Annotated in this window: 11 protein-coding genes; 4 read left to right on the top strand and 7 right to left on the bottom strand. The window is 68.2% G+C overall.

All coding sequences use genetic code 11. From position 1 onward, the window contains the following. Nucleotides 1-49 precede the first annotated feature (49 nt). On the bottom strand, nt 50-1,330 hold the full coding sequence (locus tag SYV04_RS13385; RefSeq protein WP_321546123.1) for a S8 family peptidase: 1,281 nt from the start codon (nt 1,328-1,330) through the stop codon (nt 50-52). Nucleotides 1,331-1,476: 146 nt separating this feature from the next. Here SYV04_RS13385 and SYV04_RS13380 point away from each other — a divergent pair, with 146 nt between their 5' ends. Then, a complete protein-coding gene (locus SYV04_RS13380) occupies nt 1,477-3,969 on the top strand; it encodes a hypothetical protein (protein ID WP_321546122.1) in 2,493 nt (830 codons plus the stop codon). A 198-nt stretch (nt 3,970-4,167) separates the two neighbouring features. Here the strand turns inward: SYV04_RS13380 and SYV04_RS13375 are convergent, their stop codons facing one another. The 4 genes from SYV04_RS13375 to SYV04_RS13360 form a co-directional block, all read right to left on the bottom strand. Continuing rightward, complete coding sequence (locus tag SYV04_RS13375) at nt 4,168-5,526, bottom strand: hypothetical protein (RefSeq protein WP_321546121.1); 1,359 nt, start codon at nt 5,524-5,526, stop codon at nt 4,168-4,170. 39 nt (nt 5,527-5,565) lie between these two features. Further along, entirely contained in the window at nt 5,566-8,280 is a 2,715-nt protein-coding gene (locus tag SYV04_RS13370) for a TonB-dependent receptor (protein WP_321546120.1), read from the bottom strand. Nucleotides 8,281-8,430: 150 nt separating this feature from the next. Then, nucleotides 8,431-9,948 (bottom strand): carotenoid oxygenase family protein, encoded by a 1,518-nt coding sequence (locus SYV04_RS13365; protein WP_321546119.1) that lies wholly within the window; start codon nt 9,946-9,948, stop codon nt 8,431-8,433. A gap of 105 nt (nt 9,949-10,053) precedes the next feature. Beyond that, nucleotides 10,054-10,692, bottom strand: a complete 639-nt coding sequence (locus SYV04_RS13360; RefSeq protein ID WP_321546118.1) for an NHL repeat-containing protein — start codon at nt 10,690-10,692, stop codon at nt 10,054-10,056. Nucleotides 10,693-10,970: 278 nt separating this feature from the next. Between SYV04_RS13360 and SYV04_RS13355 the strand changes: the two genes are divergently transcribed. Both SYV04_RS13355 and SYV04_RS13350 read left to right on the top strand, forming a co-directional pair. Beyond that, on the top strand, nt 10,971-12,188 hold the full coding sequence (locus SYV04_RS13355) for a helix-turn-helix domain-containing protein (protein WP_321546117.1): 1,218 nt from the start codon (nt 10,971-10,973) through the stop codon (nt 12,186-12,188). A 48-nt stretch (nt 12,189-12,236) separates the two neighbouring features. Next, entirely contained in the window at nt 12,237-12,983 is a 747-nt protein-coding gene (locus SYV04_RS13350; protein ID WP_321546116.1) for a DUF899 domain-containing protein, read from the top strand. Between the two features lie 109 nt (nt 12,984-13,092). Here SYV04_RS13350 and SYV04_RS13345 read toward each other — a convergent pair whose 3' ends face one another. After that, a complete protein-coding gene (locus SYV04_RS13345; RefSeq protein ID WP_321546115.1) occupies nt 13,093-13,626 on the bottom strand; it encodes a hypothetical protein in 534 nt (177 codons plus the stop codon). Between the two features lie 134 nt (nt 13,627-13,760). Then, entirely contained in the window at nt 13,761-15,407 is a 1,647-nt protein-coding gene (locus SYV04_RS13340) for a GMC oxidoreductase (RefSeq protein WP_321546114.1), read from the bottom strand. Between the two features lie 199 nt (nt 15,408-15,606). On the opposite strand from SYV04_RS13340, the gene SYV04_RS13335 reads away from it, so the two are divergent. After that, nucleotides 15,607-16,266, top strand: a complete 660-nt coding sequence (locus tag SYV04_RS13335) for a glutathione S-transferase family protein (RefSeq protein WP_321546113.1) — start codon at nt 15,607-15,609, stop codon at nt 16,264-16,266. The last annotated feature ends 10 nt before the right edge of the window (nt 16,267-16,276 follow it).

The raw sequence follows: 16,276 nt of genomic DNA, 5'->3' as shown, positions 1-16,276 counted from the left end.
GGCTCGAGAGAACCTGGGGCCCAATCCGCCATGGGGCGGAAGCCTTGGCTTACTGAGCGCTGGAGGTGGGCACCGCGCCCGCGATGAAGCCCGTGAAGGCCAGCTTGTTCGGCGAGCACGAACCCGGCGTGCCCACCTTGCCCGGCGTGGCGTTGTCCGCCAGCGCCTTCACCACGTCATTCGGCGATGCGTTGGGGTTGCGCTCCAGGTAGAGCGCCGCCACGCCCGCAGTGTGCGGCGCGGCCATCGACGTGCCGCTGATCGTCTTCGTGTCCGTGTCGCTCGTGTACCAGGCCGCGGTGATCTGATGGCCGGGCGCGAAGATGTCCACGCACGAGCCGAAGTTGGAGAACGAAGCACGTGCGTCCGTGTCCGTGGTGGCGCCCACCGTGATGGCCTCGGGCGTGCGCGCCGGAGACGTGGTGCATGCATCCTTGTTGTCGTTACCCGCCGCCAGCACATAGGTGACGCCCGCCGCCACCGACCGGCGGACCGCGTCGTCCATCGCCCGGTCCGCGCCGCCACCCAGGCTCATGTTGGCCACCGCCGGCTTGACGTGGTTGTTGGTCACCCAGTCCACACCGGCAATCACGCCCGCCGTCGAGCCCGAGCCGCTGCAGCTCAGCACGCGCACCGCGTACAGCTTCGCGCTCTTGGCCACGCCGTAGGTGCTGCCACCCACCGTGGCCGCCACGTGCGTGCCGTGGCCGTTGCAGTCGATGCCCTTCTTGCCGTCGTTGATCGCGTCGTAGCCGACCTCCGCCCGCCCGCCGAAGTCGCTGTGCGAGGTGCGGATGCCCGTGTCGATGATGTACGCGTTCACGCCCCGGCCCTGCCCGCCGTAGCTGTACGACTTGCTCAGCGGCAGGTCGCGCTGGTCCACGCGATCCAGGCCCCACGGTGCGTTGGCCTGGTTGTCGAAGGCCACCACCACCTGGTTCTGCTGGACGTACGCCACCTCCGGATCATTGGACAGGGCGCGCGCCTGCTCCTCGCTCATCGCCCCCGCGAAGCCGCGCAGGGCGTGCTCATACGTGGTGATGACGCTGCCGCCGTACTTCGCCGAGAGGCTGCGCGCCACCTGAGCCGCTTCCACCGGCGCGATGCCCCGCTGCGGCTCCTTCAGGACCACCACGAACTCGCCCGGAATCGGCCGCTCCACCGTGACGAACTTCTCCTGCGAGGCCTGCGCCGCGGTGAGCTCCGCGGCGGTGCGACACGGCGTATTCGGATCTCCGGGAGTGGGATTCGTTGGGTCCGTCTTGCACGCCACCAGCAAGGACACGCTCAGGCCGCACAGCGCCAGCTTCGACGGCAGGGAAAGACGCATCGGTCGCCTCGGTTTGTGGGAATTCCGGTTTTCAGTCTAGAGACGCCCCTGACAACTCCTCGCTGACCTGCAGGGCGATCCGACGGTGAGACGTTCACCAGTGAACGCAAAGAGGGCTGGAAAGCGCGATGGGATAAGAGGAGGGCATGTCCTCCCTGACCGAGAACGGGGCTCGCCGAGGCGCCGAGGTCCGCTGCCCGGGCTGTACTCGCTTCAAGCCGCCGCCGGGCATGTGTCCCCACTGTGGCTGCGGCGCGGTACCCCTGGAGCGCTATGGCGCGGCGCGGGGAATGCTCGCGGGAGGCGTGGATCGCTTCTCGCTGGCGGAGCGGGTGGCCGTGCTCGACCCGGTGCGCGTGGAGATGCTGGAGCGGCAGTACGCCGCGCAGTGGGCGCTGGCCCAAGGGCTCGTGGAGGACGTGCGCCGCTGCGAGGCCGAGCTGCTGCAGCGCGGCTTCGTCGAGGAGACGGAGGACGCGTTGGCCGCACTGCTGCCGACGGACCCCGAGTTCCTCCTGCGGCAGGTGGGCCCGCCGGAGCGCCCCGAGACGCTGGAGGCGCTGTTCACCAAGGGGGCCTCGTGGGAGGTGCAGCGGCTGGCCGCGCTCGCGCTGGTACACCAGGGAGCGTTCTCCCCGAACGCCCTGGCCGCCGTGCGCGGCTGTCTGGAGGAGGACGGGAGGCTCGGCATCGAGGCGGCGCTCGCCCTGACGCGCTGGAGGGTCTACCGCTGGGCGAGGCTGCGGGCGGAGGGGTGGCAGCGCGTGCGGGAGCTGGCGCGCAAGGCCCTGGCCTCCTCGGAGCTGGCACCTCGCGCCGCTGTCGCCTGGGTGCGCGCCTCTCCGGGCAAGGCGCTCGAGGTGGACGTGCTCTTCAACCTTCGCGCGGGCCTCGCTCACCCGGATGAGGATGTGCGCTTCGAGTGTGCCCTGTGCCTCAAGGACGAGGCAGGGCTCGCGGCGGCGCTCGACTCGACGGACGCGGGGCGGGCCTCCGAGGCTCGCCGGGAGCTGACCTCGCTGGGCTCTCCGCGGGTCTTCGAGCAACTGGCGCGACAGGGGGGAGCGGCCTTCGCCCGGGACGTGGTGGACCGGCTGCCCTGGCCTCCTCCTCCCGGCGCGCTGGAGGTGCTGCTCGCAGTCTCCGAGCGGGAGCCCGAGCCGCTCGCGGAGGTGATGCAGCGGCTCGCCGAGCAGCAACCCTTCGTGCTGTGGCCGTCCGAGGAACAGTCTCGCTGGAAGTCCTGGGCGCGCTCGGTGCTAGGGCGGTTGCCGGGAGAGGTGGCGCTGCGCTTCCTGCATTGGGCCGCGCAGCCGCCGCTGGAGCTTGGGGCCGCGCAGGCCTTCGTGGACGCCACGGCCGAGGCGCTCAAGCGAGAGCCCGCGGACGTGCGCGCTCGGAGCCTGGGAGACGCGTACTTCTCCCGCTTCCTCGCGCTCGTGCGGGTGGGGCAGGAGCCCCTGCTGAACCGGTGGGCCCGCGAGGAGGAGAGTGGCCCGCCACTGCTGCGCGAGGTGATGGTCCTCACCTCACGCCTCCAGGATTGGCAGGAGCCGCTGGCGCAGGCAGCGCGGGTGATGAGGGCGGTGTGGGAAGGGCCCGGGAGGGAGCTGCTGCTGGCGCCGCTGGGACAGGCCGTGCGCGAGTGGAGCGCACTGTCGGGACGCGAGGTCCTCGTGGACTGGGTGTGGCAACGCTTCCAGGAGCACCCTGGCGAGCGGGCGGACCTGCTCACCGTCTTCGCGCCCTGGAGGCAGCTGTTGTGGGAGCGGCAGCTCGCGGCGCCCGAGGACGCCGTGGAGCGCTTCCAGGCGTGGTGGGCGATCGATCCAGAGGGCTTCGCCTGGCAGGCGAACGCGCTGATGGAAGATGCGCCCGTGGAGGAACTGCCCCGGCGCGTGGGGTGCGTACTGGCCGCGGGTCAGGACACGGTGCCCACGCGGCCTCGAACCGCCTCGCTGGCGGTGTTCTACGCGGCGGCGGCGCTGGCCAATGCGTTCCGGGCGGGCCATGACGTGCTCAAGCCAGAGGTGGAACGGTTCCTGGAGTGGTTCCCGGGTTTCGAGCAGCGCGTCCGGAGTACGCCCCCCGAGCACGGCGGGCGCGCCCCCCAGCGGGACTTCCTGGAGGAACTGCACACCGAGGTGCGCCTGATGCGCGAGCGCCTGGATGTGCTGCGCGAGGATGAGGACAGTCAGTGGCAACAAGAGATGCAGCGCAAGGTGGAGGCGTCCCGCCGCCGCGACCTGGAGCGACAGCAGGAGAAGCTCCAGCGCCAGGAGGAAGAGGCCCCACGCACGGCGGAAGAGGCCCAGCGCGCGGCGATGGCGGCCTACCTCGCTGACCATGCCAAGGAGATAGAGCAGGCAAGGGTGCTGCTTCAGTCCCTTCACCCGCGTATCGAAGAGAAGCCCATCGACAGCGAGGTGCTCTTCCCCGAAGGGCACCTGCCCACGCTGCCTGACTATGTGCGGCTGATCAAGGCCATGAGCGGCTCCAACGCGGTGTTCGTCTTGGCCGCCGCGGGGCTCGAGGTCTCCGACTGGACCGTCGAGGCCACTGCCTGGGGGCAGGCGATGACGCAGCGCCTGGATCTGGGCGTGCGCTTCGGACAGCTGGTATCGGCTCCCTGGCAGTGAGCCCCATCCCCGCGAAGCTCAGCGCTCCCAGAGGAGGCTCAGCCTCAGCTCGAGCGTCTCGAAGGGCTCGGCACGCACCCGAGTATCTCCCTCATAGGTGTCGAGACAGGACCAGCGCCCCTGCTCCAGCCGGTATACCTCCTCAGGTGGCCCCCCTCATGGGTCGCTCAGCCCATGAGGAGGTATAGCCCGTGGACCTCAGAGCTCCGGGAAGGCCGTCCAGCCCGCGAGCCAGTCCGTATCGCCCACCGCGCCGCGGAAGGTGGCGCTGGCGTCGAAGAAGCCGTCGGCCGGCGGAGTGCCGCCCGCGAGCGCCGTCTCCGGCTTGAAGTCCGGAACGGGGTTGGGCGTGGCCGTCGAGGGCGCCGTGTAGAGCGCCTTGCTCAGCTTGGGGTCCACTACGGTGTTGGTGGGCTCGGCCTGGGTGCCCAGCTTCGACCACTCGTTGAAGTCGCTGCCGTCACTGCTCGACTTCACCGCGAAGCTGGTGGCGTCATACGTGAGCTTCGTGGACCAGAAGGTGGTGTTCTTCACCGTCAGCCGATCCTCGGTGGCCTCGCGGATGGAGTCCGGGCCGGCGATGTCGATGGCGAAGTCGTTGAAGTAGGCAACGATGGCGTTGTTGAGGCTGCCGGCGGTGCCCACGCGGAGAATGGCGCCCCCCTGGGTCTGTGCCGCCGAGCCCTTGTCGCGGTTCGAGCCGATCAGCGTCACGTTCCACAGCGTGGGGTTGGAGCGCGGCGTGGCGTTGGGCGAGGAGGAGCTGTTGTCCGCCTCGATGCCGTGGTTGCCCACCACGCGGTTCTGCTGCACGACGATGAACTGGCCCTTGCCCGTCCAGCCCTGATCCCAATCCAGGCCGTCGTCATCCGCCAGGGAGACGACGATGTGCTTGAGGTTGGCGGTGCCGCCGAACATCTCCACGCCGTCATCCAGGCCGCGGTGGACCTGCACGTAGTCGACGGTGGTCGCCGTGCCGCAGCCACCGAGCGTCAGCCCGTTGAGCTCGTTGTTACCACCCAGGCGATAACCCGCGAACTCGATGCGGGCGTACTTGAGGGTACCGCAGTTGTGCGCCGCGTCGCTGCCGCCGTACTGGGTGTCGGCGCTCTCGGGATATCCCTCGATGTTGTCCACGCCGCCCTGCACGTTCAGGGGCGCCTTGCCCAGCAGGACGAGTCCTCCCCAGTTGCCCGCCTGGCGCGAGCCGACGTCCACCATGCTGGTGAAGACGATGGGCGCGGTGGCCGTGCCCTGCGCGTCGAGCTTGGCCGTGCTGGTGATGGCCAGCGAGGTGTTGAAGCCGCCCTTGATGACGGTGCCCGGCTCGATCTTCAGCGTCGCGTTCTTCACGAACACGTTCGCCTTGAGGACGTAGGTGTGGTCCTTGGTCCAGGTGGTGTCGGAGGTGATGTTCTGCGTGACTTCGCAGGTCTCCTGGCCCGCCTCACACGTGTCGCCCTGGGCCGAGGGGTCGGGAGTCTGAGTCTCGTCGTCACCGCAGGCGGCCAGCATCGCGAGGCCGTACACGCAGGCCCACGTCCGAACGGATTTCATGGTTTGCTCCATCTCGAAGGGTAATGCGGGGGTAGGGGGTTACAGCGGGCTCCACTCCACCTGTGCCGTCGCCGTGAGGCCGGGCCGGTAGCGGAACACATCGGTGCCAAGCTGCTGGAAGACCGAGGACTGGTTCAGCAGGTTCGTCCCCGTCAGCTTCAGCCGCAGCTGCTCGGACAGCCGCTGGCTGAGCGTCACGTCCACGCGGTGGAACGACTGCTCGTAGGTGTCCGGCAGCCGGTTGAAGCCCACCTCGGAGATGCGCCGGCCGAACACGTTGTAGAGCACCGTCACCTCGGTGCCAGAGCTCTCGCGCAGGTAGCCCAGGTTCACGTTGGCCACGTACGGGGACTGGCCCTGCAGCGGCCGACTCTCGCTGGTGCTGATCTGCTGGCTACTGCCCAGGTTCACTCGCGAGTGGATGAGGCTCAGGTTGGCCCCGAGGCGCAGCGGGGCGAGCACCTCGCTCACCCGGCCCAGGGACACCCGACCTTCCAGCTCAAGGCCCAGCGCCGTGGCCGCCTCCGCGTTGCGGTAGCCCACGTCTCCCTGGATGGAGCTGACCACCACCTGCTCGATGGGCTCGATGAAGCGCTTGAAGAAGCCGCCCATGGAGAAGACCTCGCTCTCGGTGGGGAACCACTCCCAGCGCAGGTCCGCGTTGTGGATGCGGGAGGAGACCAGGTCGGGGTTGCCGCTCACGCTGCGGCGTCGGATAGCGTCGTAATAGAGGAAGGGGGCAATCTCACGGAACTGGGGCCGCGCCACGGTGAAGCTGTAGCCCGCGCGCAGGTTCGCCTTCTCCGTCACGCCGTAGACCAGGTTCAGCGAGGGCATGGGGTTGAGGGTGGCGCGGTCCGTGGAGGCGGGCGCCTGGCCCTGAGCGAAGGGGCTGCCCGACTCGAGCCGCTGGGAGAACACCTCCAGGCGCGCGCCGGCGATGGCGCGCAGCCGCTCGGCCAGCGGCAGCTCCGCGCTGAGGAAGCCGGCGTAGAGCGACTGGGTGCCTTCGTAGCGGTCCGTGAGGAAGGTGCGCTCCTCGGCGAGGAAGGAAGGGCCGATGTTCTCCTCGGAGAGCATCTCCTCGGCCGACAGGCCCAGCAGGGCCGGGTCCTCGCCGACGAAGAGGAAGGCGAAGCGGCGCGCGTCGAAGTGGCGACGGGACAGCTGCGCCGAGGCCCCCACGTTCATCTCCACACGGCCCAGCGGGAAGCGCAGCGAGAGGCTGCCGCCGCCGCTCGTGTCGCTCAGGGTGGAGAAGAAGCGCTCGCCGCTGTTGGCGGCCTGGCGGAAGCGCCGCACGCCGTTGTCCTCCAAGTACAGCATGTCGCGCGTGTCCGGCTCCTCGGCCTGCGTCACCGACACGTTGCCCTGCCAGCGCAGCGCGAAGGCGTTGTCCGCGCCGAAGCGGTGCGTGCCCCGGAGCTGGTTGAAGCTCAGGAAGCGCTGAGCGAACTTCAGGCGCGTGGCGTCGAAGTTGGCGTCGTCCGTGTCCGAGAAGCCCTGGAGCAGCTGGGCCGAGTCCTCCGTCGAGCGGCTCACCAGCGCCAGCAGGCTCACGTCGTTGAGCGGGTCCAGCTGGTAGCCGGCGTTGAGCAGCGCGCCCCAGTTCGTGTGCGTGGCGCCGAACTCGGAGCTGTAGAGGTCCTTGGGCATCAGGTCCTGGTCATCGATGCGGAAGGTCTGCACGTCGGCGTTGGTGGCCGCGTCGCTCCGAGAGAACGTCACGCTGGCGAGGTAGCCGAACGCCTGGCCTCCGTCCCACTGGTGGGTGTCACCCACGGAGACGTTCAGGCTGCCATTGGGCAGGCCCTGGGAGGTGCGGCTGGTCCAGACGTTGGAGAAGCTCTCGCTGACCTGCTCCGCCTGCGGGTCACGCGTGGTGAGCGGTCGGTCCTCGGGGATGCTGTCCGGGAGCTGGCGCGTGCCGTCATCCACGCCCAGGAAGTCCTGGCTGCCGCCCTCGTACGTCCGGCGCGAGCGGAAGGTGGACTGGGTGTTGGCGCCGAGCGACAGCTTCACCTGCGCCTGGAACGTGGCGGGGTAGGAGTTGGTCTCGATGCCGAGCACGCCGCCCGCGAAGGCACCATTCATCTCGGCCGAGAAGGTCTTCTGCACGGTGAGCGTGGACAGGAGCGCATTGGGGAAGAGGTCCAACGGCGCCTGGTGCCCGTCGGGGTCCGTGCTGGGCAGGGCGACGCCGTTGACGGTGGTGGCGGCGTAGCGGCCACCCAGGCCGCGCAGGTAGACGTTGCGGCCCACCACGGTGGCGGAGGCCACGCGCTTGACGGCGTCACCCGCGTTCGAGTCCGGCGAGCGGGAGATCTGCTCGCTGCCAATGGAGTCCTGCACGGTGTTGGCGAGCTTGCGCTTCAGCAGCAGGCCGCTCTCGCTCTTGGAGTCCACCGTGCCGATGACGACGACTTCCTCGGTGAAGGAGCCCTCCACCGGCTTGAGCGCGATGTCCAACGTCACGAAGCCGTCCGCCACCTTCACGGCCTTGGCGTCCACGCCTTCGTACTGATCGGCCCAGTAGCGCACGTCGTACGTGCCAGGAGGCAGGGCGAGCTCGTACTGGCCCTCGAGGTTCGTCTCCACGAAGGCGTCGGCGCCGAGGATGACGGTGACGGGAACCACCATGAGCGGCTCACCGGTCTTGGCGTCGGTCACCTTGCCGCGGATGCCCGTGCCGCCCTGCGCGAAAGCGGCACTGGTGAACGCGACCCACATGCATACGAACGTGAAGCGAAGCATCGGCCCTCGAAGCCCCAGGAAGGGGAATGCGAAAACGGGCGCAATGTGCCGCTCCAGCGAGCGGCCCGCTGTCACACTTCAGGGTCGGTTTTGCAAAGAGCACGCGACGTACGTCACCAACATGCAACATTCCGACGTGACGCGGCGTGGCTACCGCGCGCCGTGCTTCGCGAGGTCCGCTTCGGACACCCAGGTGGCGTGTGTGCCGCTGGAGATCCGGTGCGGCAGCCGGATGCGCGCGATGGGGCCGCGAGCGATGTCGCTCGCCTCAAAGAGCTGGCACTCGCTGCTGTCGTTGCGCAGGTCGCTCACGAAGGTCACCACGTAGCCGTCGGCCTCGTCGCGTGTACCCGTTCGCGGCGCGATCGGTGACTCGCTGGCGAAGACGCCTTCCGGGAAGCGGTACGACTGCTTCGTCCCGCGCTCCAGGTCGTACGCCACCATGCCGTTGAAGAGGAAGTGTCCCGGCTCGCCCGTCATGGCGACCACCTTGCGGTGCTTCCTTCCGCCCACGCGGTTGTCGATGGTCGGGAACTCGGACACCTCGTCATCGAGGAACGCTTCGTGCGTCTGGCCCGTGACCAGGTTGAACCGCCAGCGGTGCAGGCGCGTCTGCAGCTCGCGCATGTCCAGGCTCTTACGGAACGCATCGATGGCCGTCTCGCCCTCGAGCCGCTTCGGAATCGGCGCTCCCTGGTGGAACCCCTCGAGGATGATCTCGTCGCCTTCCTCGTACGCGTTGGAGAAGTGCAACACGTACGTGGGCGAGGCCTCGAACCAGCGCACCGGGCCGGTGCCATCGCGCCGCACGATTCCAAAGCGCGAACCGAGCTCCGGGCGGTACACCGGGCGGTGCTGGTTCTTCTCCAGCCGCGCCGGGTCCCACATCATGGGGAAGTCGTTGAGGATGGCGTAGTGCTCCGTGAACGCCATGTCGTGCGGAAGGCGCGGGCCCGGCAGCGCCACCGGCAGGTAGCGGGCGAGCTTCCCCTGCGCGTCGACCACTCCGAAGTGCAGGAACGGCTCTTCCTTCGAGTAGTTGAAGAACAGCAGCTCGCCCGTTCGCTCGTCCACCTTCGGGTGCGCCGACACGGTCGCGCCCTTCGGGAACACCCCGCGCACGCCCGGTTTCCCTTCCACCTGCTCGCTCCAGCGCACCGTGCCGCGCGTCTCCAGGGTGTACGGATCGAGTCGGTACGCATCCCCGCACTGGTAGAACGTGGTGAGCGCTTCGCCCCGGTGGACGAGGATGTCCGTGGACGAGGCGTCCTTCATCCGCGTCCGGGCGCCCCAGCCCTCGCGCTGCGAGGCATCGGGTGACTCCAGAATCCCCGCCCAGAGGGCGCCGCCAGCTTCCAGCTCGGCCTGGAGCCCCGCGGTCTTCACGAAGCGATTGCGGTATTCCGCGCCGCCATCCCGGAAGCGGATCGCATGCACCATCCCGTCTCCGTCGAACGGGTGATAGCGACCGGTGATGGCCTCGAAGAGGGGATTCTCCGTGTTGCGGAGATAGACACCTGCCAGATCGCGAGGGATCTCTCCCTCGAGCACCTCGAGGTCGGTGGCATCGAGCTCCACCGTGTTCGGCGTCCATGCGCCGGTGCGATACGGATGGAAGTCCGAATCACCGAGTTTCGACTCGTAGCGGCGGACGATGGAAACCTTCATGGTGGATGCTCTCCGGATGCACGACGGTCGCGAGCGTACACGGCGGGTGCAGGCTGCCTCAATCCGCTACGCGATGGCGAGAGCGAAGCGGCGATGCAGAGGGCGTCAAGGGCCGCTTTTGCGACGGACGAGCCGAAGCCTGCCCTTCTCCCCCGCACACCAGAAGCCACCGTCCCCTGTCCCTTCGACCCCTGCGATCGACTCCACGGGAACGGTCAGTGACTCCTCTACCGTGCCATCGGGTGCCAGGCGCCGGAGTTCGCACGGCTTTCCATCCCCGCTCGCGCCATGCCACAGCGCACCTTCGACGCAGGACACTCCGGTGACGAAGCGATCCGACGTGAGCGTCTTCACGACCGCGCCGGTCTTCGCGTCCACCTTGTGGATCTTCGAGTCGTTGTACTGCCCGATCCAGAGATGACCATCCGCCCACGCCATCCCACTGTCCTTGCCCTTTCCCGGCGAGGGGAGCGTTCGGACGATGCGCCCATCGGCCGGCCGAATGACGAGGATCTCACCTTGGGCGAGCTGATAGAGGTACTCGCCATCGAACGCGGTACCGGCATTCGCTGCCGGAACCGGAATCCGGCGAACGACGGTCTCGGTCTCCGGCTCGAAGGCGATGAGCTCGTTGTCGCGCGCGAACCACACGAGCTTCCCGTCGAAGGTGACGCCATGGATGCGCGCGTCATCGAGGGGGCGGTACTCGCGGGCGATCTCAGCGGTTCGTTTCAACGTGCTCATGGCGAGGCTCTCGTGCAGGGGGCTCGGTTCGGGGCTCCTGGGTCAACGACCGCCGCACGCGTATCACGAAGGCCGTGACGGCGGCTCCTGCTCCCGTGGTCGCGGCGGCGGTGAGCGCAAGGGAAGTCAAACAGGCGGGGCACATGGCATCTCCTGGGCTGGGACCTGGAAAACCTAGGCGTGAGCCACAAGCCCCGGGAGTAACATTCGTGACGCGCAGGTCCGCGACGGCGGCTTGCCTGGGTGACAAGGCACACCCTCCAAGCGATCCTCGGCGCGTGCCGTCCATTCCCACACTCCTCCATGAAGCGGGAAGCGCGCTTGCCAGCGGCGAGCCCCTGAGGGCGCTCGGACTGGTCGGTCGAATCGAGAGCGCGCTCGGGCTCACGTTGAGAGGCATTGCCTATGCTCAGATCGGCGATCTCGAGCTGGCGAGAGCCTGCCTGGAGCGAGCCAGCTCGCTCGCGGACGAGCCGCTGACGCGTGCCCGTGCGCGAGCCGCGCTGGTCGAGATCTCCCTGAGCACGGGGGAGCCCGCGCCCGCCGCGCGAGCGGCGAGGGAGTCCGCGGACGAGCTCGCCCGCTTGGGGGACGAGCGCAATGCGGCGATGCAGCGCCTCGTCCTGGCTCGCGCCGAGGTGCTGCTCGGTCGCCTCGGCGAGGCCCGGCGTGTGGTCGAGGAGGTCATGGCAGCGGAGCTCGCACCGGACCTTCTCGCGGTCGCATTGCTCGCCCAGGCGGAGATCTGCCTCCGTGCCATCGCGACGACGGATGCACGCGATGCGCTCCTGCGTGCGCGTCGTGCCCTCGAGGGAGCACCGAATCACTTGCTCTCGCGGGCGCTCGTCACGCTCGAGAATGAACTCTCACACCCCATCGCCCGGTTGCTGCGCGGAGGCGTACCGCGCGAGGCGGACCTCTTCGCGATCGAGGACGTCTCTCGCGGTGAACTCCTCCTGGTCGATGCGTGTCGGCGCCTCGTCATGGGAGGTCGCGTCACGATTCCGCTCGCGAGGAGGCCCGTGTTGTTCGCGTTGCTCCTCGTCCTTGGCCGCGCCTGGCCGGACTCCGTGCCTCGAGACGAACTCGCGGCGCGCGCCTTCGACGTGCGTCGAGTCAACGCTTCGCACCGCTCGAGGCTGCGCGTCGAGATTGGCCGGCTCCGCAAGGCCATGGACGGGCTCGCCGCGGAGCCCGTCGCCACGTCCGACGGATACCTGCTCTCTTCCCAGCGTGAGGTGGTCGTTCTCCTGCCTGCTTCGGATGACGAGGTCTCACGTATCGCGCTCCTGCTCGGCGATGGCGCGTCGTGGTCGGCGCAAGGTCTGGCGGAGCATGCCGGCATCTCGAAGCGCACGGCGCAGCGGGTGCTCGGCACCCTGGTGGCGAACGGAGGAGCGATCCGGACGGGAAAGGGGCGGGACGTCCGCTATCTGCGGCCCGGCACCCCCATCGCGTCACGGATGTTACTCCTCGGGCTCGTTCCCAGGACGTAGATCTCTCCTTGGCGGCAAGAGCGCCGCTCGAGAGCAAGGAGAGACACGATGACCCTGGCGAGCACGATGACGGGTGAGTTGCGGGAGGCGACGCGAAGGAGCGAGGTCACTCGCGAGGAGTGGGTGCAAGCCCGCAGGGCCCTGCTTGCCAGGGAGAAGGCTTTCACGCATGAACGTGATGCGCTGAGCGCGGCGCGCCGCGCGCTTCCGATGGTGAAGGTGGACAAGCGCTACGTCTTCGAGGGGCCGAGCGGCCAGCGCACCCTCACGGACCTCTTCGACGGCAAGCGCCAGCTCATCATCTACCACTTCATGTTCGATCCGAGCTGGAACGAGGGGTGCAAGAGTTGCTCCCTTGTCGCCGACAACTTCGAGGCATCCATCGTTCACCTCGCGGCGCGCGACACGGCCTTCGCCGTCATCTCACGTGCGCCGCTCGCGAAGATCGAGCCGTTCAAGCAGCGCATGGGCTGGAAGTTCCGCTGGCTCTCCTCGTCGGGCACTGACTTCAACTACGACTACAACGTGTCGTTTCGTCCCGAGGAGCTGGCGACACAGAGCGCCGAGTACAACTACGAGAAGAAGTCCTTCTCGATGTCGGAGGCACCGGGCCTCAGTGTGTTCCTCCGCGAGGGCAATGACGTCTTCCACACGTACTCGACGTACGGACGCGGCCTCGACCTGCTGATCAACACCTACAACTACCTCGATCTCACGCCGGTGGGCCGCAACGAGCAGGAGCTGCCGTACGGGATGGCGTGGGTGCGCCATCACGACAAGTACGAGGGGGCCTGACTGCCCAGGCATCCCCTCGAATCGCGAGCGCCCATGATGTCCGTCCGTGCGACCCTCTGCCCTTGCCAGGCAGAGGGCCGCGTCTGGGGCGGAGGGCTCCGCTACCCCGTTACGGGTTGTGCGACCAGGTGGTGGGGTACTGGAGCAGCTGGGCGACGACCTGGTTGGGCGCACCGACCGGCGCGAGATCGACAGGCTCCTGGAGCTGGTAGACGGCGCCCTGCGGCGGATACACCGTGAGCTTGTCGTTGAGCACCCTGGCTGTCTTGGTGTTCGCCAACACCAGGGGGGGACCACCGCCCGGCGGCCTCTCGATCGTCATCGTGAAATCCAGGAATCGCGTATGCCGGAAGGTCGGCGGCAGATTGCTGATGAGTTCGAGCAGGCTGAGCGGCGTCGTGTCGACATCGGCCTGGCTGATGGTGACCTTGCCAAGCACGGGGCTGTCGGCCGACATCTCGAAGCCAATCACCTTCAGCTTGATGCCTCCGAGCCCGCCCGAAATGTTCGCCTCTACCCGCTCCTTGATTCCTCCCTTGAAGTCCAACGTGATGATTCCGAGGACGTTGACTTTGAGAGGAATATTGACTCCGTAAGCACTGCAAGGAATTTCCAAGCCGATGGGAGGAAGCAAGCCAAACATATGACAGCCCTTTCCTGAGGTGAGGACTACGGGTGAACTCGACGGCGGCATTGCCTCTTTAAGAAGCCTTCCGGCCCACGCCAATAGGCGCTTTGTTGAATTGACGCGATCGAGCCGGGGGCGCCGCTTCGCGGCTACCCCCCCGCGCGGAGGATCTCGGCGATGGACCGCTCCGCCAGCGCGGTGATGGTCAGTGAGGGATTGACCGTCCCCGTGCTGCCGGGAATCGCCGCTCCGTCAACGACATAGAGGGAGTCGTACCCCCGTACGCGGCCATAGGCGTCGGTCGCGCTCCCGAGCACCGCGCCGCCGAGCGGGTGGGCCGTGAAGGTGGCGTTGACGTCGGGGGCCAGGACGGGGACGCCCCCCTGCGTGCCGCTGGCTTCGGCGATGCGGGTGTTGACGGCGCGCAGCGCGGCCACGACGGCGTCATTGCCATGGCTGGGCCAGTCGAGCACCACCTTCTTGCGGAGGCGGTCATAGCGAAAGCTCGCGCGCTGGGAGTCCAGGGCCATCCCGAGCGAGCCAATCAAGCCCGGGTTGGCCGGCAGGTTGGGGACGTACCAGTTCTCCAGCGTCACGGGCATCCCGCGCTCGTCGAGGATGCGCGAGGCGCACGGCGCGCCCTGGTTGAAGCCCTCGAGGCCCGAGAACGTGCGCGCGACCGCCGCGTCTCCGTTCGTGCCCCAGCCGGTGCCGATGCTCTCGTTGAGGGAGGGCAGGGTGCCGGTGTCTCGGGCGGCGACGAGCAGCTCGCTGGTGCCGATGGAGCCGGCGCCCAGGAACAGCCGGTCCGCCGTCAGGGTGCGCTGGCGGAGCACGGTGCCGTTCGGAGCGACGACGTTGACCTGTACCCAGTAGCGGCCGTTCGCCTCGCGCCCGATGGCCATCACCTGGTGGCCGGGGTGGATGCTCACCTTGCCCGTGGCCTCGGCCTGGGCGAGGTAGTTCTGCCCGAGATCGTACTTGGCACCGTTCGCGTTGCCGAAGGTGCTCTCTCCGATGATGGCGGAGGGGCGAGCGGTGCCCGTCAGCTCGCGCCGCACGATGTCCCAGCGAAAGATGGAGTCGATGCGCTGCGGGGTGTAGCCGGCCTGGGTGGCGTGGGTATCCCAGACTCGGGAGTGCCCGAAGGGCGCGCTCTGGTACACATCCGGCGGCATGGGGGAGACCGCGAGCATCTGGCGGGCCAGCGGGTAGTAGCGCTGGTCCATCTCCTCGTAGCTCACGACGCCCTGGAAGACGTGGTCGAAGAAGCGCTTCTCGGGCTGCACCATGGCCCCGGTGAAGACGACCGAGCCACCGCCGACGGCGGCCCCGCGCCAGACTTGGATGTGCTCATAGTCCGTGACGTCGAGCACTCCGCCGAAGGAGTCGGTGGGCCGGGTGATGCCATCGAAGCCCGGGAAGCTCGTTCTGAACCACACGGCTCGGCCGTCGATCAGCGAGTCGGAGGAGAAGAGCTGTCGCCAGAGGTCTCGCGGCCAGCGTGACCCACGCTCGAGCATGGTGACCTGCACGCCCGCCTGCCCGAGCCGCAGCGCCGCCACGGAGGCGCCGAAGCCCGTGCCAATCACCAGGGCTTGGGAGTGCTCGGGCGCGGTGGGCAGCGCCCGGAAGATCTCCGGCACGGCGAGGCGGTACAGGAGCTCGTTGAGCGAGTTCACGGGCGGCACGGCCTCGGCGGCCTGGGCCGCGCTAGCCCCGAGGAGGGTGGAGCCAACGCCCGTGATGGCTCCCAGGGCTCCGAGCTTGAGCAGACCGCGTCGCGAGAGATTCATGGCGCACCCTTGGAAAGCCGCAACAGCGCGGTCATCCTTTTTGCGCCCCGTGTATGAGCGTGGATCGCTCGCGGTGATTCAGTGTGTCTTTCTCACATGATGGGGAATCAGGAGGGGCGTTGAGTGCTTGCAATATGCAAGCGGTAGGGGTAAGCAACCGATTGCAAACTGCAAGCGGTTTGCATCAGGAGGTCTCCCGATGTCACTCGCGGTCTACGGTCATCCCTTCTCCTCGTACACGCAGAAAGTGCTCATCGCGCTGTATGAGAATGGCACGCCCTTCGAGTTCCGCTGCATCGGGCCGGATACGCCGCAGCACTCGGCGGAGTGGCTGCGGCGCTGGCCGTTGCGCAAGTTCCCGCTGCTCCTGGACGGCGAGCGCGACATCGCCGAGACCAGCATCATCATCGAGTACCTGCAGCTCGTGCATCCCGGGCCGGTGCGCCTGTTGCCCGCGGATCCGATGGCCGCGCTGGAGGTGCGCTTCCTCGACCGCTTCTTCGACCTGCACGTCATGAACGCGGCGCAGCACGCGGTAGACGGTGCGCTGACAGGAGACCCGGTGAAGCGCCAGGAAGGACTGGCGCTTGCTGTGCAAAAGCTGGAACGCGCCTACGCGTGGCTCGAAGGGAAGCTTGGCGGCAGGACCTGGGCCGCCGGGGCGGACTTCACCCTGGCGGACTGCGCGGCCGCGCCCTCGCTGTTCTACGCGGACTGGACGCACCGGATCTCCGAGTCGTTTCCCGTGCTGCGTGCCTACCGCGCGCGGTTGCTGACCCGACCGTCCTTTGCCCGGGCCGTGGAGGAAGCGCGACCGTTCCGGCCGCTCTTCCCCCTTGGGGCGCCGGACCGGGATTGAAGCCCCGCTC

The sequence above is a fragment of the Hyalangium ruber genome, assembly GCF_034259325.1.
Taxonomy (GTDB): Bacteria; Myxococcota; Myxococcia; order Myxococcales; family Myxococcaceae; genus Hyalangium_A; species Hyalangium_A rubrum.
Note: the sequence above shows the minus strand (reverse complement) of the source record. Positions and strands in the feature narration are given on the sequence as shown.